At 71.8% G+C, this 25,891-nt stretch carries 19 protein-coding genes; 6 read left to right on the forward strand and 13 right to left on the reverse strand.

Annotated features, from left to right (window positions below):
• The first annotated feature begins 4 nt into the window (after positions 1-4).
• Positions 5-481, forward strand: coding sequence for a DUF3093 domain-containing protein (locus AC4D2O_RS08290; RefSeq protein ID WP_490906332.1), 477 nt, complete (start codon positions 5-7; stop codon positions 479-481).
• A 19-nt stretch (positions 482-500) separates the two neighbouring features.
• On the opposite strand, the gene AC4D2O_RS08295 is transcribed toward AC4D2O_RS08290, so the two are convergent.
• Positions 501-746, reverse strand: a complete 246-nt coding sequence (locus AC4D2O_RS08295) for a DUF4193 family protein (protein WP_490906513.1) — start codon at positions 744-746, stop codon at positions 501-503.
• 286 nt (positions 747-1,032) lie between these two features.
• On the opposite strand from AC4D2O_RS08295, the gene sepH reads away from it, so the two are divergent.
• Entirely contained in the window at positions 1,033-2,343 is a 1,311-nt protein-coding gene (gene sepH, locus AC4D2O_RS08300; protein ID WP_490906334.1) for a septation protein SepH, read from the forward strand.
• Here sepH and AC4D2O_RS08305 read toward each other — a convergent pair.
• The 5 genes from AC4D2O_RS08305 to AC4D2O_RS08325 form a co-directional block, all read right to left on the reverse strand.
• The gene (locus AC4D2O_RS08305; RefSeq protein WP_490906335.1) at positions 2,340-2,549 is read right to left on the reverse strand and encodes a hypothetical protein; all 210 of its coding nucleotides are present in this window, start codon (positions 2,547-2,549) and stop codon (positions 2,340-2,342) included. The two genes, sepH and AC4D2O_RS08305, sit on opposite strands and share 4 nt — an antisense overlap.
• A gap of 2 nt (positions 2,550-2,551) precedes the next feature.
• On the reverse strand, positions 2,552-3,298 hold the full coding sequence (locus tag AC4D2O_RS08310; protein ID WP_490906336.1) for a thymidine kinase: 747 nt from the start codon (positions 3,296-3,298) through the stop codon (positions 2,552-2,554).
• Positions 3,291-4,490 (reverse strand): alkaline phosphatase family protein, encoded by a 1,200-nt coding sequence (locus tag AC4D2O_RS08315; protein WP_490906338.1) that lies wholly within the window; start codon positions 4,488-4,490, stop codon positions 3,291-3,293. The genes AC4D2O_RS08310 and AC4D2O_RS08315 overlap by 8 nt, the downstream gene beginning before the upstream one ends.
• Positions 4,491-4,492: 2 nt before the next feature.
• A complete protein-coding gene (locus AC4D2O_RS08320; RefSeq protein WP_490906340.1) occupies positions 4,493-5,170 on the reverse strand; it encodes a DUF5998 family protein in 678 nt (225 codons plus the stop codon).
• A gap of 70 nt (positions 5,171-5,240) precedes the next feature.
• Positions 5,241-8,084, reverse strand: a complete 2,844-nt coding sequence (locus tag AC4D2O_RS08325) for a bifunctional acetate--CoA ligase family protein/GNAT family N-acetyltransferase (protein WP_490906341.1) — start codon at positions 8,082-8,084, stop codon at positions 5,241-5,243.
• Positions 8,085-8,194: 110 nt separating this feature from the next.
• On the opposite strand from AC4D2O_RS08325, the gene AC4D2O_RS08330 reads away from it, so the two are divergent.
• Complete coding sequence (locus AC4D2O_RS08330) at positions 8,195-10,870, forward strand: DNA gyrase/topoisomerase IV subunit A (protein ID WP_490906342.1); 2,676 nt, start codon at positions 8,195-8,197, stop codon at positions 10,868-10,870.
• Positions 10,871-10,897: 27 nt separating this feature from the next.
• Here the strand turns inward: AC4D2O_RS08330 and AC4D2O_RS08335 are convergent, their stop codons facing one another.
• From AC4D2O_RS08335 to AC4D2O_RS08350, 4 genes are all read right to left on the reverse strand, one after another.
• On the reverse strand, positions 10,898-11,971 hold the full coding sequence (locus tag AC4D2O_RS08335; protein WP_490906343.1) for a GNAT family N-acetyltransferase: 1,074 nt from the start codon (positions 11,969-11,971) through the stop codon (positions 10,898-10,900).
• A gap of 64 nt (positions 11,972-12,035) precedes the next feature.
• Positions 12,036-15,761 (reverse strand): thiol reductant ABC exporter subunit CydC, encoded by a 3,726-nt coding sequence (cydC, locus tag AC4D2O_RS08340; protein ID WP_490906344.1) that lies wholly within the window; start codon positions 15,759-15,761, stop codon positions 12,036-12,038.
• Positions 15,758-16,780, reverse strand: coding sequence for a cytochrome d ubiquinol oxidase subunit II (gene cydB / locus AC4D2O_RS08345; protein WP_490906346.1), 1,023 nt, complete (start codon positions 16,778-16,780; stop codon positions 15,758-15,760). Before cydB ends, cydC begins: the two co-directional genes overlap by 4 nt.
• A gap of 78 nt (positions 16,781-16,858) precedes the next feature.
• The gene (locus AC4D2O_RS08350; RefSeq protein WP_490906348.1) at positions 16,859-18,427 is read right to left on the reverse strand and encodes a cytochrome ubiquinol oxidase subunit I; all 1,569 of its coding nucleotides are present in this window, start codon (positions 18,425-18,427) and stop codon (positions 16,859-16,861) included.
• 222 nt (positions 18,428-18,649) lie between these two features.
• On the opposite strand from AC4D2O_RS08350, the gene AC4D2O_RS08355 reads away from it, so the two are divergent.
• Both AC4D2O_RS08355 and AC4D2O_RS08360 read left to right on the forward strand, forming a co-directional pair.
• A complete protein-coding gene (locus tag AC4D2O_RS08355) occupies positions 18,650-19,018 on the forward strand; it encodes a BlaI/MecI/CopY family transcriptional regulator (protein WP_490906349.1) in 369 nt (122 codons plus the stop codon).
• A gap of 7 nt (positions 19,019-19,025) precedes the next feature.
• Entirely contained in the window at positions 19,026-20,054 is a 1,029-nt protein-coding gene (locus tag AC4D2O_RS08360; RefSeq protein WP_490906351.1) for a M56 family metallopeptidase, read from the forward strand.
• A gap of 39 nt (positions 20,055-20,093) precedes the next feature.
• On the opposite strand, the gene AC4D2O_RS08365 is transcribed toward AC4D2O_RS08360, so the two are convergent.
• Complete coding sequence (locus tag AC4D2O_RS08365) at positions 20,094-22,202, reverse strand: DNA gyrase/topoisomerase IV subunit B (protein WP_490906353.1); 2,109 nt, start codon at positions 22,200-22,202, stop codon at positions 20,094-20,096.
• A 252-nt stretch (positions 22,203-22,454) separates the two neighbouring features.
• Here AC4D2O_RS08365 and AC4D2O_RS08370 point away from each other — a divergent pair, with 252 nt between their 5' ends.
• Complete coding sequence (locus tag AC4D2O_RS08370; protein ID WP_490906355.1) at positions 22,455-22,676, forward strand: DUF7455 domain-containing protein; 222 nt, start codon at positions 22,455-22,457, stop codon at positions 22,674-22,676.
• Between the two features lie 228 nt (positions 22,677-22,904).
• Here AC4D2O_RS08370 and AC4D2O_RS08375 read toward each other — a convergent pair whose 3' ends face one another.
• Entirely contained in the window at positions 22,905-24,116 is a 1,212-nt protein-coding gene (locus AC4D2O_RS08375; RefSeq protein ID WP_490906358.1) for an RNA polymerase sigma factor, read from the reverse strand.
• A gap of 306 nt (positions 24,117-24,422) precedes the next feature.
• Positions 24,423-25,829 carry a DUF4192 domain-containing protein gene (locus AC4D2O_RS08380; protein ID WP_490906360.1) on the reverse strand — a complete coding sequence of 469 codons (1,407 nt, stop codon included), beginning with the start codon at positions 25,827-25,829 and terminating at the stop codon, positions 24,423-24,425.
• Positions 25,830-25,891 lie beyond the last annotated feature (62 nt).

Here is a 25,891-nt window from a genome sequence, read left to right on the forward strand (position 1 = left end):
TGTCATGTCCAGCGCGCCAGGGGAAGCTCCCCGGAACACATCCGACCAGGCCGTCCTCTACCAGGAACGCCTGTGGCCGACGCCCTGGGTGTGGCTCATCGCGGCGGGCTTCTCGGCCGCCACGATCGTGATGTTCGCGCCCATCTCCGTCGAGGTGGCGATCGGTGTCGCCGTCGTCGTCGCGATCATCGTGTTCACCCTGCTCATCCTCTCGACGCCGCGCATCACCGTCACGGCGACCACCCTCACCGTCGGGCGCGCGAGCATCGAACGGTCCTACCTCGGCGCGGTGGAGTGGTTCTCCGGTGACGACGCCACGTACCAGCGCGGGCCCGGCCTGAACGGCCTCGCCTACCTCTGCATCCGCGGGTGGATCTCCCCCGTGGTGCGCATCGAGGTCACCGACCCCGAGGACCGAACCCCTTACTGGCTCGCATCCTCGCGTAACCCCGAGCGGCTCGCAGCGGCCCTCGGCGGCTGATCCCGCCGATCGGGGCGCCTCAGCCCTCGCAGTCCACGCAGTACAGGAGCCCGCCCCGCTCGTCGGCGATCTGCGACCGGTGGCGCACGAGGAAGCACGAGGCGCACGTGAACTCGTCGGCCTGCGCCGCCAGGATCTGCACCGAGATCTCCTCGCTGGAGAGATCGGCGCCCGGCAGGTCGAAGGAGTCGGCCGCCTCGAGCTCGTCCTCGTCGACCAGCGGCGCCAGGAGCGCCGTCGCCGATGCTGCGCCCGTGCCCGGCATGCCGGCCGGCGCCGCACCGTCCCCCTGCCGCCCGTGCAGCCCCGTGGCCTCGCCGTCGTTGCCCGTGTCCGCACCATCCGCTGTGCTCTCGAGTGTCATACCCGCCTCTTCCCCCTTCATCACCACTCACCCGACGGGCGAGCATCATCGACATCGCATAACGCCGACCGCCCGCGTTTTGTGCCCGGCGCCGGTGCGGCGTCCGCCACGCGGTGCCGCGTAGTAGGAATGGCCGCCATTCAGTGGCACAGTTTCACCTAGGAATTATTGTCGGCTGGAGGAATCGATGCAGGAGTTACGCCTGGTGGGTGTGGATGGCGAACATCTGCTGTTGAGCGGCGAGGAGGGCACGTCCTACCGGCTGCCCGTCGACGACGCGCTGCGCACCGCGAGCACCAGGGCCGGGGAGGCGCCGGCATCGTCGGCGACGGCGTCGCCGGCTCGGGAGGAGCCCCGGCGGAAGCCGGCGAAGCCCCCGGTCCAGCTGACCCCGCGGGACATCCAGGCGCGCATCCGTGCGGGAGCCACGGCGGAACAGGTGTCCGCCGAGTCGGGCCTCGACCTCGCCCACGTGGAGCGCTACGAAGGCCCGGTCCGCGCCGAGCGCGACTACGTGGCCTACCTCGCGCAGCGCGTCGAGGTCGCCACTCCCCTGCCCAGCCACGACGGGTACCGCTCCGCGTTCGGCGACAGCCCGGCGTCGCTGGGGGACATGGTGGCGTTCCGGGTCCGCAACTACGGGATCGACCCGGCGTCGGTCGAGTGGGACTCCTGGCGCCGCCAGGACGGCTCCTGGCACGTCGAGGCGTCGTTCGACCTGCCCGACGGCTCGCAGGTGGATCTCGGCGAGCAGCCGCCTGCCCGGTGGACCTACAACCCGACGCGGAAGACCGTCACCAACGGCAACCGGTGGGCGCAGGTGCTCAGCGAACTGGAACCGCTCGACGGACCGCTGCCGGCCCGCAGGCTCAGCGCCGTGGCGGACCGCGTCTTCGACTTCGAGGCGGAGAAGGCCGACGAGGCCGACGAGGCGTCCGCCGACCAGGACGGCCTGCTGGACGTACTCCGCTCACGGCGGGGCCAGCGCCTCGGGGCGGACGAGACCGGCGACGATGCCCTCGCGGAGCTCCTCAGCCGCGGCGGGATCCCGGCCGCCCACCCGCGCAACGACGACACGCCCGAGGAGCAGGACGTCCAGGTACCCGGTCTGGCCCTCGCCCCCGGTGCGGCCGATCACGCCGATCTCCTCGATCCGGCGCCGGACCCGGCTCAGCACGACGACGGCACGCCCCGGCTGTACGACGGCGTCAGCACCGATACGCGCGAGATCAGCGTGTTCGCGCAGCCCTCACGCCCGCAGCACCCGCCCGCAGCCGCACCGTCCGCTCCCCGTCCGACGGGAGCGGGAGCGGATCGCGGCGCAGCCGACGAGTCTGTGCGGGAGGCCAGCAGGGACGCGAACCCGGGCAAGGGAGGCGCCGGGAAGCCCGCCGCGGACAAGCCCGCCGCCGACGCGGCTGCGGAGCGCCGTGCGAAGCCGAAACGGTCCAGCGTGCCGAGCTGGGACGATATCGTCTTCGGCCGCAAGGGCGACTAGCGCCGCCCGGCCGGCCAGGGCGGGCCCGTCCTCCGGGGCGGTCCGCCCGCTCCTCGGCGGCGCGTCAGTGCGGCTCCGACGGCGACCCCGGCCAAGGCCCAGAAGGCACCCGCCCCGACCCCCGCCAGCACGATCCAGAACGGCACCCGCAGGGTGTCCTGGTCGCCGTGTGCTCCGTTCTCGGTATGTCCTCCGGTGTGCGGCATGCTCAGATTCTGCCAGACTCCCGCTGTTTCGGCTCGAAGGGCAGGGGCACCTGGTTGGAGTAGAGCGACGGCGACGTCCTGGTGGTCTGGCGGCGCATGTGGTGCCGCCGGCACAGCGTCTCGTAGCCGATCACTGGACCACGGCTCTCCCCCGACGTCTCGGGCCCCGCCGCCGGTCCTTCCGCCTCGACCGGTGTGCCCGCGTCCGGGTCGAGCGGCTGGTCGACGTCGCCCACGACCATCTGGTCACCCTCGACCACCATGACGCCGTCGACGGTGCGGGCGTTGTGGGTGGCACGCTTGCCGCACCAGCAGAGGGCCTCGACCTGCAGGACCTGCACGCGGTCGGCGAGCTCGATGAGGCGTTGCGACCCGGGGAACAGCCGGGTGCGGAAGTCCGACGTGATGCCGAAGCCGAACACGTCGATGTCCATCTCGTCCACGACGCGCGCCAGCTGGTCGATCTGGTCGACGGTGTAGAACTGGGCCTCGTCGCAGATGACGTAGTCGATCCGCGCCCCCATGGTCTGGCGGACGGTGAGTTCCACCCAGAAGTCGGTGTCCGGGAAGACCTCGACGGCCGGGACCTGCAGCCCGAGCCGGCTCGAGATCATGGACTCCCCCGCCCGGTCGTGGGAGCTGAAGAGCACCCCGCGGCGGCCACGGGCCTTGTGGTTGTGGTCCATCTGCAGCGCGAGGGTGGACTTGCCGCAGTCCATGGTGCCCGAGAAGAACAGCAGTTCAGCCACGCCCGGCCCCCTTGCCGCTGCCCCGCCGCTTGGGAGCCCGGGGCATGGCCAGGGTCAGCAGGGGGATGTCGCGCTCGGCGCGCGTGAGGGACCCGTGCTGCCCGACCATGTCGAAGGCCGCCGGGTCCGCGCGCCGTCCGTCGATCAGGGCGATCCCCTCGCGCGCCAGGACGAGCAGGTCGCCGATGCGCGGCAGGACGACGTCGCTCACCGTTCCGAAGTAGCCCCGGGCCACGGCCTCCTGGCGGGTCAGGACCCAGGCGCGGGCACCGAAGGCATCGTGCCAGCGCAGGGCCAGCGCGTCCCGGTCCGCCGCGGACAGCGACGGCTCGAGATAGAGGTGGACCATGCGCGGCTCGCCGCCGGTGTGCGCCACGCCGTCCACGAGATCCGCACGCTCGGAGTAGTCGATGCGCTGGGTCGGCGGGACGTCCACCATGCCGTGGTCGGCCGTGAGGAGCAGGAGCGTGTCGGACGGCACCCGGCGGGCCAGGAGCCTCAGTGCCGCGTCCAGGTCCTCCAGGGCGCGCACCCACTCCGGGGAGTCGACGCCGTACCGGTGGCCGGCCTTGTCGAGGTCGTTGACATAGAAGTACACGAGCATTCCGGGTGCCGCCGCCAGCTGCACCGCTGCTGCGTCGATCCGCGCCTGGATGGTGCCGGCGCCCACGAAGGTGGCGCCCCGCAGTGCCGCCCGCGTCATCGGCGAGTCCTCGAAGCGCGGCTGGCTGACGGTGACCACGGGCAGGTGGGCGGAAACCCTCTCGAAGACCGTCGGGTGGGGCTGCCACGCGAGCGGGTCGACGTCGGCGTCCCAGCGGCCCAGCATGTTCACCACGCGGCCCTGGGCGGGATCGAGGACGTCGTAGCCCACCATGCCGTGCTGCCCGGGAGCCAGCCCCGTGCCGAGGCTCGCGAGCGACGCCGCGGTCGTGGACGGGAAGGCGGAGGAGAGCACGCGGGCCGAGTCGAGGCTCTCGCGCAGGTAGGGCGCGTGCGCGGCGTACCTGCGCAGGAGCGGCATGCCGAGACCGTCCACCATGACGACGGCGACCCGCCGGGCGCTCGGGAGCGCGAGGGCGTTGGTGAAGCCGTCGACGCCGAGCGCTGCGGCCGCGCTCGTCATCACGTCGGCCACGGTGGAGGCACCGTAGAGGGGCGGAACCGGGAGGGGCTCCCTGTCGAAGACCACCGCTACTGCTGGTGGTGCGCCCGGGTGAACCGTGCGCCGAACCCCGGCTGGCGGCGGGCCGCCACGTCCGGGGCGGCGATGTGTCCACCGGCAGCGGGGCTGGCCGTGTTGGCCTTCCGCAGTGCGCGAGCGAACCCCTTCGCGTTCTGCACGGCCTGTGCGCCGTCCGCCTCGGCGCTGACGCGCAGGACGATGTCCTCCTGCGCCATGGTGCCGGTGAGGCCGTGGTCGGCGTCGCACTGGGGATCGCCGCAGCTCGCGGGGCCGATGTCGAGGCGCTGGCCGCCGGACCAGGCGATCGCGAGCGTCATCTCGCGGACGGGGTCGCTGGGCTTGTAGTCCTGCGGCTGGGCGTAGAGGTAGCTGAGGACCACCGAACGGATCTGGCTGACCGGGACGGACTCCGTGGAGATCTGCGCCGTGACCTGCTCGCCGGCGTCGTCGAGCTGCTGGTCGTCCACGTGCGTGATGACGAGCATGTCCTCCGTGAGCACGAGGACCGTGATGTGCCGGTGCACCTCGGTGCGCTCGAAGTGCGTCTCGAGGTGCGCGACGTGCGAGAGCGGCTCGCGCCCGTCGAGCGCGTCGTGGACGACGTCGGCCACGAGGCGCGGGTAGAAGCCCGCCCGCTCGAGGGATGCATCGAGGTCGCGCCACTGCGCGGAAAGCGATGGGGTCATATGCCCAGTTTCCCCCACCGGACCGTGTTGTGCCTAACCCGGGGCGGCGGTGCGGGCGCGCCGACGTCCGTCAGTCGCGCATGGCGCGGCGGGCGCTGTCGGTGCGCCGCTGCGGGTTCCCGACGTCGATGACGGCGCTGAGCACGGCGAGGCCCGACGACGCGACGAGGACCGGATTGAACTCGAGCCGCGCGATCTCGGGGTGGTTGTCCTTCAGCAGGGCCACGCGCGCCACGAGGTCCTCGAGGGCCGCGACGTCCGCCGGCGGGAGGCCCTGGTAGCCGAAGAGCTTGCGGGAGGCGCGCGGCGCGCGGACGAGGTCCGCGACGTCCCCCGTGCTCAAGGGCGGGACGGCGTGCGCCCAGTCGTCGAGGAGGTTCACGGAGTCGCCGGCGAGGCCGAAGGACACCACGGGGCCCATGAGCGGGTCCTCGATGGCGCTGATGCTGCAGGCCTGGCCCGACGGCGCCATCGACTGCACCTCCATGCCGAAGTGGCCGAACGGCGCCAGCACCTTCTCCATCCGGGTGATGTTGCGCCGCAGGGACTCGGCGTCGTCGATGTTCAGCCGCACACCGCCGAGGTCGAGGCGGTGCCGGAGGTGCTCGTCCATGGTCTTCAGCGCGACCGGCCAGCCCAGCCGTCCGGCCTGCTCCACCGCCTCGTCGGCGGAGGTGAAACGCGCGGAGGGCAGGAGCCGGATGCCGTAGGCGCCCATGAGCGCCGCGCATTCCTCGGGCGTGAGCCGCGTGAGTTCGATGTCCGCGACGCGCGCCCTGACCTGCCCGAGGACCTGCGTGGCCCCGTCGACGTCGACGCCCGCGGGGTCCAGGAACTCGCCGTGGTCGCGGGCACGCCAGTGCGCATAGCGGACGACGGCGCCCAGCGCGGCGAGCGCGGCCCCCGGGCTCGGGAAGCACGGCAGTCCGCGCTGGAGGGGCAGCACCGCGGCAGCGGTCTCGCGTTCGGCCGGCCCGGCGGCGGTCGGGCGCTCGGCGTGCCCGACCGTGGTCCGGGCGGCTTCGAGCGGCGCCGTGACGGTTTCGTCCGTCGCCCCGCCCGCGCCGGTGCCGACCGTCCCCTCCGCGCGGGAGCCTGTCGCCGGCGAGCACACGAGGCCGTCGAGCTGCAGGCGGGCGTCGAGGATCCCGGTGAAGGAGGCAATGACCGGCTTGCCGGCCCGCTCGGCGCACTCCTGCAGGCAGGCGGCCACGGCGTCGGCGGTCAGCCCGCGGGCCGGCAGCGTGGTGACGATCGCGGCGTGCACGGAGTCCGCTCGCAGGGCGTCGAGCACGGCCGCGGCGAGGGCGGGCAGGGCCACGGACTGCCCGGTGTCGAGCCGCAGACCGGCCTCCAGCCGTGCGACGGTCATGCCCTGCGAGACGACGCCGTCGGCCACCACCTTCCCGAGCGCGGACGAGTTGCTGAAGACCGCGACGCCGGGGCCCTGGGGCAGGGGCTGGCTCGCGACGATCTGCGCGATGTCCATCAGTTGCTCCGTCGTCTCCACCCTCATGACACCCGACTGCCGGAGCATGGAGTCGAGGGCCCCGGGCGGTGCCTGGGAGGTGCGCACCGCGTGGCCCGGCGGCAGCTGCAGTCCGGTGACGTCGGACTTCGCGACGATGACCGGCTTCGTCCGGGCCAGGCGCCGGGCGATCCGCGAGAACTTCCTCGGGTTGCCGATCGATTCGAAGTACAGCCCGACGGCGCGGGTGGTGGGGTCGTCCTCCCAGAACTGCATGGCGTCGTTCCCGGACACGTCGGCACGGTTCCCCGCCGAGATCACGGACGACACCCCGAGCCCGCGCCGGTGGGCGCTCGCGTAGAGGAGCACGCCGAGGCCCGCGGACTGGCTGAAGAGCGAGAGCGCGCCGCGGCGGGGCAGGGCAGGCGCCATCGAGGCGTTGAGGCGGACCGCGGGGTCGGTGTTCACCAGGCCCAGCGACGCCGGGCCGACCACGCGCATGCCGTGCGCCCTGGCCTTGTGCACGAGGGCGCGCTGCCGCGCGAGCCCTTCGTCGCCGTCGTCGGCGTAGCCCGCCGTCGCCACGAGGAGTCCCTTCACGCCGGCGCGGGCGCATTCGTCCACCACGGCGTCCACCTGGTCGTGGGGCACGGCGACGACGGCGAGGTCCACGGGCTCGGGGACCTCGGCCAGGGAGGCGTGCGAGATCATGCCGTTCAGTTCGAAGGCCTCCGGGTTGACGGCGTACACGCGGCCCGTGAAGCCGCCGTCGATGAGGTGCTCCAGGAGGGCGTACCCCACGGTGCCCCATTCGCGGCTCGCACCGATCACGGCGACCGACGACGGCGTGAGGAGCTCCGCCATGCTCCGGGCCTCCGCGCGGTGCTCCCGGGCCTCCATCACGGCCTGGGACTTCCGCGTGGGGTCGATGTCGAAGCTGAGCATCACCACGCCGTCGTCGAAGTGCCGCTCCACCTCGTAGCCGGCCTCGGCGAAGACCGTGATCATCTTGCGGTTCTCGGGGAGGACCTCGGCGGAGAAGCGGCGGATGCCGTTCTCGCGGGCCGCGGCCGCCAGGTGCTCGAGCAGGATGGAGCCGACGCCGCGGCCCTGGTGGTGGTCGGAGACGTTGAAGGCGACCTCGGCCTCGAGCGGGTCGTCGAGCCGGTCGTAGCGGCCGATGCCGATGATGTCGTCGCCGCGCGTGATGACGAAGGCCACGCGGTCGCGGTGGTCCACCTCGGTGAAGCGCTTGAGCTCCTTGGCGCTGAGCGTGGCCTTGTAGGTGAAGAACCGCAGGTAGATGGAGTTCTGCGACTGGCTCACGTGGAACGCCTGGACGGCGTCGGCGTCGGAGGGTGAGATGGGGCGCAGATGGCCTGTCCCGCCGTCGCGCAGGACGACATCAGCCTCCCAATATTCCGGGTATTGTCCGTCCGTCGCCATAGACTCAGGGTAGTCGGCATCCCCCCGTCCCCGGCCCGAGGCCGCGACCGGACGCGCGGATGCCCGCGATCCGCCCCATCCGAACCCCTGAGTTGTTGAGGAACCGCCACGTGGCCAGGCGCCAGAACTCCGTACCGCCGGAGGATTTCACCGAGAAGATCATCGACATCGATGTCGAAGCCGAGATGGAGGACTCCTTCCTCGAGTACGCGTACTCGGTGATCTATTCCCGTGCCCTCCCCGATGCGCGCGACGGGCTGAAGCCCGTGCAGCGCCGCATCCTGTACATGATGACGGACATGGGCCTGCGCCCGGACCGCGGCCACGTGAAGTCGGCGCGCGTGGTCGGCGAGGTGATGGGCAAGCTGCACCCCCACGGTGACACCGCCATCTACGACGCCATGGTGCGCATGGCCCAGGACTTCTCGCTGCGCCTGCCCCTCATCGACGGCCACGGCAACTTCGGCTCGCTCGATGACGGCCCCGCGGCCGCCCGGTACACCGAGGCCCGCCTCGCTGCCGCCGCACTGACTCTCACGAACCACCTCGACGAGGACGTCGTCGACTTCGTGCCGAACTACGACAACCAGCTGACGCAGCCGGAGGTCCTCCCGGCGGCGTTCCCCAACCTGCTCGTCAACGGCGCCAGCGGGATCGCCGTCGGCATGGCCACGAACATGCCGCCCCACAACCTCGGGGAGGTCGTCGCGGCGGCACGCCATCTCATCGCGAACCCGGATGCCTCGCTCGAGGACCTCACACGCTTCGTCCCCGGACCGGATCTTCCCAGCGGCGGCAAGATCGTGGGGCTCGACGGCGTGCGCGACGCGTACGCGACGGGTCGCGGCTCCTTCAAGACGCGCGCGAAGGTCACGGTCGAGCAGCTCTCGGCCCGGCGCACGGGGCTCGTGGTCACCGAGCTTCCGTACACCGTGGGCCCGGAGAAGGTGATCGAGCGGATCAAGGACGCCGTCACCTCGAAGAAGCTGCAGGGCATCTCGGACATCGTGGACCTCACGGACCGCACCCACGGGCTCCGCCTGGTGATCGAGCTCAAGAACGGGTTCAACCCGAACGCCGTGCTCGCGCAGCTCTACCGCTTCACGCCGATGGAGGACTCGTTCGGCATCAACAACGTGGCGCTCGTGGACGGCCAGCCGCGTACGCTCGGGCTCCGGGAGCTCCTGCAGGTCTACGTGACCCACCGGATCCTCGTGGTGCGCCGCCGCACCTCCTACCGGCTGCAGCGCAAGCGCGACCGCCTGCACCTGGTCGAGGGCCTGCTCGTCGCGATCGTGGACATCGACGAGGTCATCCAGATCATCCGATCCTCGGACGAGTCCTCCGCCGCCCGCGAGCGCCTGATGTCCATCTACGACCTCACCGAGATCCAGGCCAACTACATCCTCGAACTGCGCCTCCGGCAGCTCACCCGGTACTCGCGCATCGAGCTCGAGAAGGAACAGGAGCAGCTCCGCCTCGACATCGCCGAGCTGGAGGCGATCCTCGGCTCCGAGGAACGCCTGCGCACCCTCGTGTCCGACGAGCTCGCCGAACTGTCCGACCAGTTCGCCACACCGCGCCGGACCGTCCTGCTCGAGTCCGAGGCCGCCGCCCCGCTGAAGGGATCGGCCCTTCCCGCTCCGGCCGCGGGCAAGGGCGTCAAGGCCGTCCTGCCGCTCGAGATCGCGGACGACCCCTGCTGGGTGCTGCTCTCGGCGTCGGGGCAGCTCGCCCGCACCTCGGACCGTCAGCCCCTCGGCGACGGCCAGCGCATCAAGCACGACGCCTTCCGGTCCGTCCTGCCCTCCACCGCCCGGGGCGAGGTGGGGGCCGTGACCTCGGCCGGGCGCATGATCCGCCTCCAGGTCATGGACATGCCCGCCCTGCCGCCCACCGCCGGTGTGCCCAACCTGGCGGGCGGGGTGCCGTCGTCGGAGTTCATCACGCTCGAGCGCGGCGAGAGCCTCGTGGGGCTGGCACCGCTGAACGGCGTCGTGGCCCTCGGGACGGCGCAGGGCGTGGTGAAGCGCGTGCAGCCGGAATACCCGCTGAACCGCGACGACTGGGAGGTCATCACGCTCAAGCCCAAGGACCGGGTGGTGGGCGTGGCGTCCGCCGCCGACGCCGACGACCTCGTGTTCGTCACGCGCCTGGCGCAGCTGCTCCGCTTCCCGGCCTCCGCGGTGCGGCCGCAGGGCCGGACGGCCGGCGGCATGGCGGGCATCAAGCTCACGGCGGGCGACGCCGTCCTGCACTTCGGTGCGGTGGCGCACGGCGACGAACAGGGCGTGGTGGTGACGGTCGCCGCGCCGGGGGACGCGCTGCCGGGCACGGCCGCGGGGTCGGCGAAGATCACCGAGTTCTCGGAGTATCCCGTCAAGGGCCGGGCCACGGCGGGCGTGCGCGCGCACCGGTTCCTGCGCGGGGAGGAGACCCTGTCGCTCGCCTGGGCAGGTCACGGACCCGCTCGAGCGGCCTCGGCCAACGGCGTGGCCCGGGCGCTGCCCACGGAGCACGGGCGGCGTGACGGCTCGGGTGTGCCGCTGACGCAGCAGATCGACGCCGTCGGGCCCGCGCTGGCAGGGCTCATCGAGTCCTCCGGTCCTGTCGCCCCGCCCGTGTCGGGGTCCGGAACCGATGAATCGGGCCCCTCTGACCCGGCAGGGTCCGGTGCCGCAGGGCCGGGTGCGTCGACGGCGGGTGTTCGGCTCGTGGAGGGTTCAGCACCTGCGGCGTCGAGGCGCGCGAAGGATGCCGGCGACGGTCAGGGCACGCTGCTCTAGCTGCTCCGCAGCAGCCCGCCGCAGAGCTCAGTCCGACGGGACGACGAGCGGCAGGTCGAAGACGATCGCCCGCTGCGTCGGCATGTACCCCATGCGTTCGTACAGCCCGAGCGCACCCGACGGGTTCTCGGTGTCGACCCCCAGCCCTGCGTTCTCCATCCCGGCTGCCCGGTACCGCTTCATCGCCTCGGCGAGGAGCGCCGGCGCCAGGCCGCGGCCACGCCATGACCTCCGGACACCCAGCAGGTCCGTGTAGCCCTCGGAGTGCCCGAGCAGCTCGCGGGAATCGGGGTCGTAGCTCGCGAGCTGGTAGGCGGCCACCTCCCCCTTGGCCGCGTCGACGAGCGCGAGGCTCCAGTCGGGGCGGAACTCGGGGTGCGTGACGGTGAACTGCCACGACTCCTGGTCGCGCGGCTCGCTCCCCCAGTGGTCCTGGAAGGCGTCGTTGTGCGCGAGGCGGACCAGCTCGACGATGTTGCGGTCGGCGCCGTCGGCGAAGCTCACCAGCTCCAGCTCGGGCGGAAAGGGCAGCTCCGGGATCGGCTGGTCCAGAGGCCGCGTCATCTCCGTGAAGTACCGGACGATCGTGCTCCCGCTCGCCGTGAGCAGGGCCAGGTGCGAGAGATTGCGTTCCTCGACGTAGTTCCGGAACGTACCCTCGGCCTGGCCGGTCTCGCGCAGCCGTCCGACGGCGCGCCATGCCTGCCAGGCGAGCACCGCGCGGCCGATCCCGCGACCGCGCCACTCCGGATCGACGCCGCCCGCGCCGTGGATGAGTGAGGAACCGGAGTTCATGGACAGGCGCCCGAAGGCACGGGGTACGCCCGCGTCGTCGAACCCGACGATCGTGTCACGGCGCGGGTCGTTCTTCGAGGCGCGGAGCGCCTGCTCGAGGTCGGCGCGCTGCTCCACCCAGTCGGGTTCGTCGACGGCCGCGATGCGTCGGGTCAGGGCGAGCCAGGCGTCGATGTCCGCGTAGTTGAGCGGACGCCACCGCAGCGCGGCGGGCAGTGGCGGTGCCTCGGTCTCGGCCGGTCTGCCGGCAGGCCGCTGTCCGGGCTGCTGTCCGGGCTGCTGTCCGGGCTGGTCGCGGGTGCTCATGATGCCAGCGTATTGCAGGGCGGACCGGCTCGTCCGGATGCGACGCACGGCCTCGCGACGGGCGTCACGCGCACCGGTCGCCTTCGGACCGGGCTGCGGGCTCAGGGCCCGGGAGGGTCAGTGCCCCGTCGCACAGCGCGGCCTCGTCGGGGTCGTGCGTCACCAGGAGCACTGCAGTGTCGGGCAGCCCGCGGCGCAGGTCCTCCAGCAGCGAGCGGGCGCCGTCGGCGTCGAGGTGGGCGGTGGGTTCGTCGAGGAGGACGACGCCGGACCGCGTCAGCAGGGCACGGGCAACGGCGAGCCGCTGCCGCTGCCCGCCGGACAGGCGGGAGCCGCCCGGTCCGGCCTGCGCGTCCAGCCCGTGCTCGAGGCCGGCCACGAACTCCGTGAGGCCCACGGCCCGGAGGACGCCCTCGAGCTCGTCGTCCGTGGCCGGATCGCCCGGTGGTCGGGCGAGCTGCAGGTTGGATCGAAGGCTCGAGGCGAACAGGTGGCTCTCCTGCGGACACCACGCGACGCGCGGCGCAGGACCGCCGTCGTGCGGCACGCCGTCGACGAGCAGCCTGCCCTCCTCGAGCGGCAGGAACCCCAGCAGGGCGCCGATCAGGGTGGACTTCCCGCTGCCGGACGGTCCGGTGAGACCCGTCCAGCGGCCCGCCTCGAGGTGCAGCTGCACGCCTGTCACCACCGGCCGGCCGCGCTCGTACCCTACGGCGGCGTCCTCCAGCTCGAGCCGTCGGACAGCGGCGGGGCCGCTTCCGGCGCCGGCTCCGGGACGGTCCCCGTCCTGTGGCGGTCCGAGCCGCGGCCGGAGGCGGCGCACGACGGCGGAGAGCGCACCCCAGGTCTGCACCGCGGAAGCACCCGCGACGAAGGGCTCGATCAGCGCGAGCTGCATCAGCACCAGCACCGCCGTGATCTCTGCCGGCCGCCCCGCAGAGGCGAGGATGCCGAGCGACGCCGCGCAACAGGCGGCGACGATCACCGCCGTCGCCGCTCCGGCCGCGGCGGCGGACCGGCGTGAGGCTGCCACGGCCCTGCTGTCCAGGCGTCGCGTCAGCCCGAGCGCCACGCGGTGGGCGCCGTTCACGCGGAGATCGGGGGCCGCCCGCACGAGGCCCGTCACGCGCTCGAGCGCGTCCGCGCGCAACTGCACGGCGGCGGCTCCGGCGGCCCGCTCACGCGCGACCGCCACGATCGGGGCGACGACGACGGCCGCGCCCACCGCGAGGGCCTGCCAGCCGAGGGCCGCGGGATGCAGCACTGCCGTGGTGATCAGGGCTGCGACAGCCGTGAGGACCGAGGTGAGGAAGGGCAGCAGCGCCCGCGCCGAGAGGTCCCGCAGCTCGTCGATGTCCCCCACGAGTCGTTCGATGCCGCCCGACCCCCGGGCGATCGTCCGCCACGAGCGCCCCGCCTGCAGCAGGCCCGCCCAGAGGCGGAGGCGCGTGTCGTCGGCCCGGTGGAACACCGCGCGGTGCAGCCACAGCCGCTCCTCGTAACGCAGGAGGGACCGGCCGATACCGAAGAACCGGACACCGACGATGGCGGTGAGGAGGTAGAGGATCGGTGGCTGCTCGGCGGCGCGGACGATCAGCCAGCCGCTGAGGGCGGTGAGGGCGACGGCGAAGACCGAGGCACCGAGTCCCAGCGCTGCAGCGGCGAGGAAGCGGCGGTCCCAGGGGCGCACGAGCGCGAGCACGTCGAGCGCGGACCGGGACCACGATGCCCTGCCCCGGCTCGGCGGAGCCGCCGCGTGCGGGTCGGTCCCGATGCCGTCGTCCTCGCGCGCGCTGCCGGCGGGTGCGACGGATCCGGGCGCCACGGATCCGGTCGACGGAGGCCGTGGCACGGCCGACACGGTGGACGTGCCGGACCGGGCGGCACCGGCGGAGCCGACCGACCGGACACCGGCCTCGGGACCGCGGCCGACGGCGGACCGGGCGGGTGATGCCGCACCGCTCGGTGCGAGGACGCGCTGGGCTTCGAGGCGGACCTCGTCCGTCGCCAGGGAGGCCGTCTCGTCGTCGTGCGCGATCAGGACGACCGCCAGTCCCGGCCGGCGGACCGCGATGGCCCTGCGGATGGCACGGGAGGCGTCCTCGTCCACGTGGGCGGTCGGCTCGTCGAGGAGCAGGAGCCGGACCGCGGGGTCCTGCGCCCGGAGGAGGGCGCGGGCGACGGCGACGCGGCGCAGTTCGCCGGGGCTGAGCTCACCCGTTCGCCGGTCCGCCAGGTCCGCGGCCCCCACCGCGGCGAGCTGCTCCTCGATGACGGGGGCATCGTCCAACAGCCGTGCGTAAAGGGCCAGTTCGCCGCGCACAGTGTCCATCAGGAGCTCCGGGTGCTGGGGGACCCATGCGATGCCGTCCTCGGGCAGACCGCCGATGCGCCCCTCCGACCGGAGGCCCACGGGGAGCGCCGCTCCCCCGGCCAGTACCCGCATGAGCGTCGACTTCCCCGATCCGCTCGGACCCCGCAGTGCCAGGACGGAACCGGGCGCGACGACGAACGAGACGCCCTCGAACACCGGTTCGAGGACGCCGTCGTACCGGGCGCCGAGCTCCTCGACACGGATGACGCCGGGCGCCTCGAACGGGTCCACGCGCCCGGTGGACGACGCGGACGACGCGGACGACGCGGACGACGCGGACGACGCGGACGACGCGGACGACGCGGACGACGCGGACGACGCGGACGACGTGGAAGGCGCAGATGAGGCGCGCGCCGCGACACCCTCGGCCGCGGGGGCATCGATGACCGCGCGGACCCGGGCGCCGGCCTCCTGGCCGTCCTCGCTGGCGTGGTGCGCGGTGCCGACGTCGCGGAGCGGCCCGTAGCACTCGGGCGCGAGGATCAGGGCGATCAGGGCCGTCTCGAGCCCGAGGTCGCCGTGGATGAGGCGGACCCCCGCGAACACGGCGACGACGGCGACGGAGATAGTACTGATGAGTTCGAGGGCGAGGGAGGAGAGGAAGACCGTCCGCAGCGTCGTCATGGTGCGCGAGGTGTACGTGCCGGCGATATCGCGGAGCGCGCGTGTCTGCTCCGCGGCGCGACCGAGGCCCACGAGGACCGGGAGCCCCCGCGCGAGCTCGAGCAGGTGGTCGGACAGGCGGCCCAGCGCGACAGCGGCCTGCCGGGTGCGCTCCTGCGTGTGGAGGCCGATGAGCGCCATGAAGACGGGCACCAGCGGCACCGTGAGCACGATGATGAGGGCGCTCACCCAGTCCGCGAGGAGTATCCGTGCGCCGATGAGCAGGGGCACCACGGCGCAGGTGATGAGGGCGGGCAGGTACTGCGTGTAGTACTTGTCGAGTCCGTCGAGACCGCGGGTCAGCAGCACCGCGAGGGAGCCCTGCCCGCCGCCGGGAGTGGCGGCGCGTGTGGTGCCGCCGTCGTCGAGCACGCGCAGCAGGGCGGCCTCGCGCATCCCCTCCTTGGCGCCGAGGGCCAGGCGCGCGGCGGTGGCGTCCTGGCCCCAGGCCGCGAGGGTGCGCAGTGCTGCCCCGAGCATCCCCTGCACGAGGACCGCACGGACATCCGGCGTGCCGGCGGCGAGGGACGCGATGCCGAGTGCGAGCGCCTGGGCCATGAGGACCAGTCCCGCGGCGCGGGCGGCGGCGAGCACGCCGAGGAGGTACACGGCCGGCGTCGGGCCCGTGCCGGCCGGTCCGGCGGTCGTCAGGACGGCCAGGGGTCCGCGTCGGGCTGCGGGGGCGGCTGCGGGGGCGGCTGCAGGGGCGGCTGCAGGGGCGGCTGCAGGGGTGGCTGTAGGGGTGGCGCTCACAGCGCCGCCACGGCATGCGCCGCGGGGATGCTGGCCTCCGACACGCGCCGGCGGAAGACCCAGTACGTCCATGCCTGGTAGGCGAGGACGAGCGGAAGTCCGAAGCAGGCCACGATGCTCATCAGCCCGAGCGTGTAGGGCGATGACGAGGCGTTCTGCACCGTCAGGTCGAACGCCGTATCCAGGGTCGAGGGCAGGACGACCGGGAACACGGCACCGAAGATCGATCCGACGAGTGCGAGCATCCCGACTCCGAGCGCCGCGAAGGCCCGCCCGTCGCGGCCGGCGATCGAGCTGCGGTAGGCGGCGAGGGCGGACGCGACGGCGAGGACCACGGCCAGCCAGGTGATCACCGAGCCCGTGTCCAGCTGGACGAGCAGGGCCCAGCCCAGGAACGGGAGCAGCGCGACGGGCAGGAGCCGACGGAACAGGCGTTCGGCCTGGCCCCGCACGCCGCCCTCCGTCTTGAGCGCGATGAACGCTGCCGCATGGACGAGGCAGAACAGGACGACGGCGGCGGCCCCGAGCAGAGCCGGTGCGGTGGCCCAGGCGAACGCGCCGCCCACGCGGTTGCCGCCGGCGTCGAGCGGCAGGCCCGTCGTCGTCAGCGCCAGGGCGGCACCGATCCCGGCCGAGGCGGTGAAGGAGCCGACGGCGATGGCCCAGTCCCAGCGGCCACGCCACGTGTCGCTGTCCCGCTTGCCGCGCCACTCGAATGCCACGGCCCGGAAGATCAGACCGAGCAGCACACAGAGGAAGGGCAGGTAGAGCGCCGACAGCAGCGAGGCGTACCAGGACGGGAAGGCGGCGAACGTCGCCCCGACGGCGGTGATCAGCCACACCTCGTTGCCGTCCCAGACCGGGCCGACGGTGTTGAGCAGCACGCGTCGCTGCCTGTCGTTACGCGCCATGAGCTTCATGAGCATGCCGACCCCGAGGTCGAATCCCTCGAGGAACAGGTAGCCGGACCAGAGCACGGCGATCAGGACGAACCAGAGGGTGGGCAGTGCCTCGGTCATCGGGGGGACCTTCCGGTCGGGCGTGGACGGGAGCGGGGGAAACAGCGCATCGGGGGCCGGAGGAGTACTCCGGCCGGGTCAGTAGGCGAACGCGAGGACATCGCCGTCGTCCTTCCCCCCGGTGGCGCCGGGTGTGTCGTCGTGGTGCGCCAGCTCGGGCATGGCCGCGGCGGTGCCGCCACGCACGTAGGTGAACAGCAGTCTCACCTCGACCACGAGCAGGACGGCGTACACGGTGGTCAGGGCGACGAGCGAGACGACCAGCTCGGCGACGGTGACGCCCGGGGAGACGGCCGCGGCGGTGAACATGAAGACGCTGTCGATGCCCGAGGGATCGGGGTTGGGCGCGACGACGAACGGCTGCCGTCCCATCTCCGTGAAGATCCAGCCGGCGGCGTTGGCCCCGAACGGGGCGAGGATGCCGAACACCGCGAGGCGCATGAGCCAGCGGGACTGCGGCACGGTGCCCCGACGGAGGACCCACAGGGCGGCCGCCGCGGCGGCCGCCGCGATCGCGCCGAAGCCGATCATGATGCGGAAGCCCCAGTAGGTGACCTCCATGACGGGCAGGTAGTCGATCTCGGTGCCCGCGCGCTCGCCGTACCTGGGGTCGTCCGGCAGCGTGGTGCCGTACTTGTCCTGGTACTCGGGCAGGAGGGTGTTGACGCCCTTGACCTCGGTGGTGAAGTCGCCGTTGGCGAGGAACGAGAGCACGCCGGGCACCTCGATGACGGCGGTGATGTCGTCGCAGCTCTGGGCCCCGAGGTTGCCGACGGAGAGGATCGAGAAGCCGGTGCCGTCGTGGCAGGCGGCTTCCGCGGCGGCCATCTTCATGGGCTGCTGGTCGAACATGAGCTTGCCCTGCAGGTCGCCGGTGATGCCGGTGCCGGCGAACGCGATCATGGCGACGACGGCGCCGGCCCGCGCGGAGCGCAGCCACACCCGGTGGTCCACGGCGTCGCGGGCACCCTCGCCGCCGACGGTGAGGGTGCCGTCCGCGGCGAGGGTGTCGAGCCCGTCGTGGCGCCGCTTCCACAGGTGGTACCAGCTGATACCGAGCAGGAAGGCCCCGGCCACCGCGAGGGCCCCGAAGAGCGTGTGCGGGAAGGCGACGAGGGCGGTGTTGTTGGTGAAGACGGCCCACGCGTCGACCATCACGGGCCTGCCGTCGACCATCTCGACGCCCACGGGATGCTGCATCCAGGAGTTGGCGACGAGGATGAAGTAGGCGGAGAAGACGGAGGCCAGGACGGCAGCCCAGAGGCTCAGCAGGTGGACCAGCCGGGGCAGGCGGTCCCAGCCGAAGATCCAGAGGCCGAGGAAGGTCGACTCGACGAAGAACGCGAGAAGCGCCTCCATGGCCAGCGGTGCCCCGAAGACGTCTCCGACGAACCGGCTGTACTCGCTCCACGCCATCCCGAACTGGAACTCCTGCACGAGGCCGGTGGCCACGCCCATGATGAAGTTGATGAGGAAGAGCTTCCCCCAGAACTTCGTCATCCTGAGGTAGTGCTCCTTGCCCGTGCGGTGCCACATGGTCTGCATCATCGCGACCAGGAGACCGAGCCCGATGGTCAGCGGGACCATGAGGAAGTGGTAGACGGTCGTGATCCCGAATTGCCAGCGGGCAATCTCCAAGGCTTCCATCGGACCCTTTCGGAAGTGCCGTACGCCGGCGACGCGGAACTTCTACAAGCTGTAGAAGAAGCTCTTCTACACATCGTAGAACAAATGTCCACGTATTTCTACGTGGAGTAGAAATGTCCGGGCTTACGCGGTAGGTTAGATGCATCACGCTTCATCGCTCCCTCCCGGGAGCGGACCGGCACCCCAGGCGGGATCCGGTCCTGCACTGATCGAAGGAAGAACATGGCAACGCTCGGAGACCTCGAACGCACGGTGATGGACCTGCTGTGGGCGACACCGGAGGCGATGAACGCGAACGCGCTCCGGGACGCGATCGCCGAGGCGCCGACGGGGCAGGTGGGGCGCGAACTGGCCGTCACGACGGTCCTGACGGTGCTGTCCCGGCTCGAGAAGAAGGGCCTCGTGGAGCGGGAGCGCGACAGCCGCCCGCATCGGTACCGGTCCGTGACGAGCCGTGAGGACCACACCGCGGAACTCATGCACGAGGTGCTCGTGACGGCGCCGGACCGCGAAGCCGTCCTCGCACGCTTCATCGGCAGCGTCTCCGAGGCCGAGGCCGAGACCCTCCGCAAGCTGCTCGGCGGCAGCTGACCCTTCGGTGTTCTGGGCCTCCTACCTGCTCGCGGCACTCGCGATCATCCTCGCGTGGCCCGCTCCGATCGCGCTCTCCCGGGCCCCCTGGCCTGCCCGCGCACCCTTCACCGCGATGGTGCTCTGGCAGTCGATCGCCCTCGCCGGAGGGCTGTCCATGATCGGCGCGATGCTCGTCTGGGGCCTCGAACCGCTCGGCGACAACCTCGTCTCGGCGTCGGTGGGCTTCTTCCGCATCCTGGTCGATGACGACTCCGCGGCGACCCTCGGCGTGATCCACGTCTTCGCGATCAGTGCCGCGACCCTGCTGTTCGCACACCTCCTCTTCACCCTGGCGCTGACCTTCGTCCGCATCCGCCGACAGCGCCGGCGCCACCGGGACATGCTCGACCTGCTGAGCTCCCCCGCCGCCGACCAGCCCGCCACGCTCGTGATCAGCCATCCCGCGCCCGTGGCCTACTGCCTCCCGGGCGGCGCCCGCTCCGTGACGGTGATGTCCGACGGCCTCATGGACCTCCTCAGCCGCGCCGAACTCGATGCGGTCCTCACGCACGAGAACGCGCACCTGCACCAGCGCCATCACCTGCTGCTGTGGGCCTTCGCCGCATGGCGTGCGGCCCTGCCGTGGCTGCCCACCTCGCAGCTCGCGCAGCGCGCCGTGAGCGAGCTGATCGAGATGCTGGCCGACGACGAGGCACTGCGCCACGTGGACGAGCCAACGCTCGTGCGCGCCATCGCCATCGTCGGCTCCGGCGCCTTGCCGCCCTCACGTGACGAGCTCGACGATCCGCTCGCGGACCCGCTCACCGGGCCCCGCGCCGAGCCTGGAACCCGTCAGGGCCTGCCCGGGACGCCCGGCGCGGCCGACGTGACCGGCGGGACCGGGGACGCGCGGTCCACGGCCCACCGGCTACGCCGCCTGCTCACTCCCCTGCCGCCGCTGAGCCGCTTCCAGCAGGGCCTGGCCCTGTCCACGGCGGGCATGCTCCTGGTGGTGCCGCCGGCGCTGCTGGTGGCGCCCGAACTGCTCGGCTGACGAGGTCAGGACCTCCCGCGGACCGGGCGCAGCCGGCCGTCAGGCGTCGATGCGGTCCCGGTCCAGGGACGCCGCTCCGGCGATGATGAAATCCTTGCGCGGTGCCACATCGCTGCCCATCAGGAGGCTGAAGACGCGCTCGGCGGACTCGGCCTCCTGGATGCGCACGCGTCGCAGGGTCCTGTGCCGAGGGTCCATGGTGGTCTCGGCCAGCTGGTCCGCGTCCATCTCGCCGAGACCCTTGTAGCGCTGGATCGGGGACTTGTACCGCTTGCCCTGCTTCTCGAGCGCGGCCAGCAGGCGCGCCAGTTCCGCCTCCGAGTACGTGTACATCATCTCGTTGGCCTTCGCGCCGCCGTTGATGACCTCGACGCGGTGCAGGGGCGGCACGGCGGCGTAGACCCGGCCGGCCTCGACGAGCGGGCGCATGTACCGGAAGAAGAGGGTGAGGAGCAGCGTGCGGATGTGGGCGCCGTCCACGTCGGCGTCGGTCATCAGGATGACCTTGCCGTACCGCCGAGCGTCGAGCTGGAAGCTCCGCCCGGAGCCTGCCCCGATGACCTGGATGAGGGCCGCGCATTCGGCGTTGGACAGCATGTCACCGACGGAGGCCTTCTGCACGTTGAGGATCTTCCCGCGGATCGGCAGGAGCGCCTGGTAGTCGGAGGACCGCGCGTTCTTCGCGGTACCGAGCGCACTGTCACCCTCGACGATGAACAGTTCGGAGCGCTCGGGATCGTCGATGCGGCAGTCCGCGAGCTTGGCCGGCATGGTGGACGTCTCGAGGGCGTTCTTGCGCCGCTGCGTCTCCTTGTGCACCCGTGCGGAGATACGCGACTTCATCTCGGCGACGACCTTCTCGAGCAGCAGGGCCGACTGGGCCTTGTCGTTCCGCGCCGAGGAGGACAGACGGGCTTGCAGCTCCTTCTCCACGACCTTCGCCACGATGGCCTTGACGGCGGACGTCCCGAGGATCTCCTTGGTCTGCCCCTCGAACTGCGGCTCGGCCAGGCGCACCGTGAGGACGGCGGTCAGTCCGGCGAAGACGTCGTCCTTCTCGATCTTGTCGCTGCCCGCCTTCAGCTTGCGGGCGTTCGCTTCGACGACTTTGCGGAAGGTCTTCAGCAGGGCCTGCTCGAAGCCGGTCTGGTGCGTTCCGCCCTTCGGGGTGGCGATGATGTTCACGTAGCTGCGGACCGTCGTCTCGTAACCGATGCCCCAGCGCAGGGCGATGTCGACGTCGCAGTCGCGCTCCACCTCGGCCATCCGGCTGTGGCCGCGCTCGTCGAGGACGGGCACCGACTCCTTGAAGCGGCCCGACCCCTGGAAACGCCAGACATCGGTGACGGCGGTGTCGAGCGCCAGGAACTCGGCGTACTCGGAGATGCCCCCGTCGTGCTGGAAGACCTCCTCCACGGCCCCGGACTCCCCCGGGGTGCCCGGGAGCCTCCGCTCGTCACGCAGCGTGATGCGCAGGCCCGGGACGAGGAACGACGTCTGCCGTGCGCGGGTCTGCAGTTCCTCGTACGAGAAGCTCGCGTCGGGCGTGAAGATCTGGCGGTCGGCCCAGTACCTGATGCGCGTCCCCGTGACGCCCCGCTTGGCCCTGCCCACGATCTCGAGGCGGGAGCCGTCGAGGAAGGGCTCGAACGACGAGGTGGGCGACGGCGTCGTGCCGTCCTTGAAGACGCCCGGCTCGCCCCGGCGGAACGACATGGCGTAGGTCTTGCTGCCGCGGTCGACGAACACGTCCAGCCGGGAGGACAGCGCGTTGACGACGCTCGCCCCGACGCCGTGCAGGCCGCCGGAGGCGGTGTAGGAGCCGCCGCCGAACTTGCCGCCGGCATGCAGTTTCGTGAACACCACCTCCACCCCCGTGAGGCCCGTCTTCGGCTCGATGTCCACCGGGACCCCCCGGCCGTCGTCGTGGATCTCCACGGAGCCGTCCGCGTGCAGGATCACGGTGATGCTCTGCCCGTAGCCGGCCAGCGCCTCGTCCACGGAGTTGTCGATGATCTCCCAGAGGCAGTGCATGAGGCCGCGCGAGTCCGTGGACCCGATGTACATGCCGGGACGCTTGCGCACCGCTTCGAGGCCTTCGAGGACCGAGAGGTGCCGGGCGGTGTAGTCCGAGGTGGGGGGTGTCACGGTGATGCGATCTCCTTGGCGGAACAGGCACGTACCAGGACAGGCGCCGGGTGGTGTGTTCGAAAGGGAAGGGGACCTCCAGTCTATTGCCGGGTACCGACAGCATCGGTCAGGCGCGGGACCGATGTCCCGACCGATGTTCCGGCAAGGCCCATACCCCCTGGTACGCCCGGAGCGAAAGGAGACCCAGCCTGGGAAGCGCCGCCGACGAATAGTGGTTATATGAGTACACGATCCACAGGAGGAGACCCCATGACCACTGCAGTAGCAACTCGCGAAATGACTGCCCTGGACCGTTGCGACCGATGCGGCGCCCAGGCCTACGTGCGGGCCGTCCTTCAGTCATCCGGTGGAGAGCTTCTGTTCTGCGGCCACCATGCACGCGCCGTCGAAGCAAACCTGAAGCCTCTCACCTCGGAGTGGCAGGACGAGACGCAGCGGCTTCACGAGAAGCCCACCGTCGTCGTCGACTGACCCAGAGGCACGCAACCCCCCTACCAGGCGCCCCGTGTACAGGCGCTGAAGCTCAGCGAAAGGCCCCCTCCGCCGGAGGGGGCCTTTCCGCGTTCAGAACCGCCTGCCGGGCCTCCTGTCGGTCCGACACGGAATGGCAGAAGGCAAGCGCTTCAGACGCAGCAGGGCCCCTCCCGAAGGAAGGGCCCTGCCGGACGCGCCAGCTGGCGGACTGGTCCAGGTCGCGGATCAGTCCAGGTAGTCCCGCAGGACCTGTGACCGCGAGGGGTGGCGCAGCTTGGACATGGTCTTCGACTCGATCTGGCGGATGCGTTCGCGGGTCACGCCGTAGACCTTGCCGATCTCGTCCAGCGTCTTCGGCTGGCCGTCGGTGAGACCGAAGCGCATCGCGACGACGCCTGCTTCGCGCTCGGAGAGGGTGTCCAGCACCGAGTGGAGCTGCTCCTGCAGGAGGGTGAAGCTCACGGCGTCGGCCGGGACGACCGCCTCGGAGTCCTCGATCAGGTCACCGAACTCGGAGTCGCCGTCCTCACCGAGAGGGGTGTGCAGCGAGATGGGCTCACGGCCGTACTTCTGCACCTCGACGACCTTCTCGGGCGTCATGTCGAGCTCGAGCGCGAGTTCCTCGGGCGTGGGCTCCCGGCCCAGGTCCTGCAGCATCTGCCGCTGGACGCGGGCGAGCTTGTTGATGACCTCGACCATGTGCACGGGGATGCGGATGGTGCGGGCCTGGTCCGCCATGGCGCGGGTGATGGCCTGGCGGATCCACCAGGTGGCGTAGGTGGAGAACTTGAAGCCCTTGGTGTAGTCGAACTTCTCGACCGCACGGATGAGGCCGAGGTTGCCCTCCTGGATCAGGTCGAGGAAGAGCATGCCGCGCCCGGTGTAGCGCTTGGCGAGGGAGACCACGAGGCGGAGGTTCGCTTCGAGGAGGTGGTTCTTGGCCCGCTTGCCGTCGTGGATGACGAACTCGAGCTCGCGCTTGAGCTTCGGGTCCATGTCCGGGTCCGCGGCGATCTTCTCCTCCGCGAACAGGCCCGCCTCGATGCGGAGGGCCAGGTCGACTTCCTGCTCGGCATTGAGCAGGGCGACCTTGCCGATCTGCTTCAGGTAGTCCTTGACCGGATCGGCGGTGGCACCGGCGGATACGACCTGCTGGGCGGGGGCGTCGTCGTCGTCGGCGTCCGAGTAGACGAAGCCCGTGGTCGTCCCGACCTCGGCGGCCTCGGGCTTGAGGTCCTCGGGGTCGACGTCGACGGCGGCGTCGACGACGGGCTCGGCCGCGTCGAGCGTGTCCACCGAACCCTGGGCGTCGGAGGTCGAGGCCTTCGTGGCCGGGGAAGCAGCCTTGGCGGCAGGCTTCTTGGCCGCCACCCGTCGCTTCGTGGTGGTGGTACCGGCGTCTGGCGACACCGGTGCTGCTGTCTTCTTGACCGGCACAGAAAACCTTTCATACGGCGGCGTGTGGTGCAATCAGAGGGACAACACCACTATGACCCTGTCAAGTCCGCGCTGGTTATCAGAAATATCCGGCGGGGCCAGGTCCCTTATGGAACGATCCCGCCGCCTTCGCTATTCCCCTCCGATCCGCCGGAAGGCGGGACCGCTCGGGGGAATGCTGGGCGTTGTCTGATGCACGGACCCAACCGGGTCTCAACTGCCATTGTCTCACGGCTGCCCGCCGCGCCGGAAATCATGACGGCGCCGTTCCGCACCGCATGCGGCCCCGTCATGCGTGCGCGACGATCACGCCGCGCCCGTGCAGGTCCGCCCGGCGTCGGCGGTCCAGGCCGTCGAGCGCCTCCGGGCCCACGCCGGCAGCCCGCCGCGGCGCAGGAGTTCCGAGAGCAGCCGGGCGAGCCGGTACCCCGGCACCGTCAGCTCGGCTGCCTCCAGGAACACCGCCGCACGGGACCCCCGTCCGCGCGCGTACTCGAACCAGGCGCACATCGTCAGGGCCGCTGCCCGTGATTCGCCGTCGGACACCGCAGCGAGCCGCGCGAGGACCTGCGCCAGCGCGTCCACGCGCTGCCAGGCGATCATGCCCGTGAACCGCCCGGCGAGGACATCTGCGTACAGCAGCGCGGTCTCGTCCGCCTCCCGTCCCGGGGACGGGTGGCCCCGCGGGCCGGCCGGCATGGTGTTCGCGGAGAGGGCGGCGGGGATTCCCTCCACGGCCTCCTTCAGGCCCGCATTCCGACCCCCGGCATCGCATGCCTCGGGCAGCACCGGAGGTGGAGTGCCCGCAGGCTCCTCCGCTCCCCTAGGGATCCCGCCGGTGTCCCTTCCCGACACGCCGCTGCCGAACACGCCGCAGGCCGCCGCGCCGTCGAGCGCCCGGGCGGAACCGAGGCAGGCGCTGGCGAGCAGGAAGTCGCGGATCGTCCGCGACTCGATGCTCGCCAGCAGGAATCCGGTCACCTCCGGGTGGGCGGCGGTCTCGAACCCGTGCGGCAGCAGCAGGACGGCGTCCCAGACGGCGGAGGTCGCGAGGAACTGGGCGGCGCACGTCCAGCGACCGGAGCAGGACGCCGCGAAGTGGGCCTGCGCGTCCTCGACGGCCCGCAGCTCCCCCTCGCTCGTCGTGCCTCCCGCGGCGACCGCCGGGGCAGCGCGGAGGACGGCCTCGGGCGCCGACGCGTCGAAGGCGCTCCCGCCGAACACCAGCTCCGCGCCGAGGGCGCTGGACGCCACGGCGTCGAGCGGCTCGCCCGGCCAGGGGCAGCAGTCGTCGTCCCTGCAGAAGTAGTTGCGCCACCCGGCCGCGGAGACGAACCAGCCATCACGGATCGGAAGGCCGGCGACCTCGAGAGCGGCGTCGAGGGCGGACACCAGCGCCTCGTGCGGTGCCGGCCCGAGCCGCGGCCACTCCTCACCGCCGTACACGATCACGAGAGTCCCGTCCGCGTCGGCGTCGCCGCGCAGGAACGAGAGCACTCCCTCGGCGAATCCGAGCGGGTCCGTGCCGCCCGGTGGCAGATCAACCCGGAGCGTGGCTCCCAGGCGCCGGCCCGTGGTGGTCAGCACGACGAGGCTCCGGGCAGGCAAGAAGCCGAGCGCGTGGGGTACGTAGGACAGGATGTCCGCCGGCGAGGAGACGGCGAAGGACGGGGACTGCCGGCTGCCCGGCGTGGGGCTCGAGGAGGATGACATGCAGGCCAGCCTGCTCGCCGTGCTGCCGCCCCGCCCGCTGCACCGGCCGTATGTGGACAACC

Source organism: Arthrobacter sp. TJ-238, assembly GCF_058269215.1.

Excerpts from the sequence above, each read along its gene's own strand:
- AC4D2O_RS08290 (WP_490906332.1), top strand. The coding sequence starts at position 5 with ATGTCCAGCGCGCCAGGGGAAGCTCCCCGGAACACATCCGACCAGGCC.
- AC4D2O_RS08295 (WP_490906513.1), bottom strand. The coding sequence starts at position 746 with ATGCCGGGCACGGGCGCAGCATCGGCGACGGCGCTCCTGGCGCCGCTG.
- sepH (WP_490906334.1), top strand. The coding sequence starts at position 1,033 with ATGCAGGAGTTACGCCTGGTGGGTGTGGATGGCGAACATCTGCTGTTG.
- AC4D2O_RS08305 (WP_490906335.1), bottom strand. The coding sequence starts at position 2,549 with ATGCCGCACACCGGAGGACATACCGAGAACGGAGCACACGGCGACCAG.
- AC4D2O_RS08320 (WP_490906340.1), bottom strand. The coding sequence starts at position 5,170 with ATGACCCCATCGCTTTCCGCGCAGTGGCGCGACCTCGATGCATCCCTC.
- AC4D2O_RS08325 (WP_490906341.1), bottom strand. The coding sequence starts at position 8,084 with ATGGCGACGGACGGACAATACCCGGAATATTGGGAGGCTGATGTCGTC.
- AC4D2O_RS08335 (WP_490906343.1), bottom strand. The coding sequence starts at position 11,971 with ATGAGCACCCGCGACCAGCCCGGACAGCAGCCCGGACAGCAGCCCGGA.
- cydB (WP_490906346.1), bottom strand. The coding sequence starts at position 16,780 with ATGACCGAGGCACTGCCCACCCTCTGGTTCGTCCTGATCGCCGTGCTC.
- AC4D2O_RS08350 (WP_490906348.1), bottom strand. The coding sequence starts at position 18,427 with ATGGAAGCCTTGGAGATTGCCCGCTGGCAATTCGGGATCACGACCGTC.
- AC4D2O_RS08355 (WP_490906349.1), top strand. The coding sequence starts at position 18,650 with ATGGCAACGCTCGGAGACCTCGAACGCACGGTGATGGACCTGCTGTGG.
- AC4D2O_RS08370 (WP_490906355.1), top strand. The coding sequence starts at position 22,455 with ATGACCACTGCAGTAGCAACTCGCGAAATGACTGCCCTGGACCGTTGC.
- AC4D2O_RS08380 (WP_490906360.1), bottom strand. The coding sequence starts at position 25,829 with ATGTCATCCTCCTCGAGCCCCACGCCGGGCAGCCGGCAGTCCCCGTCC.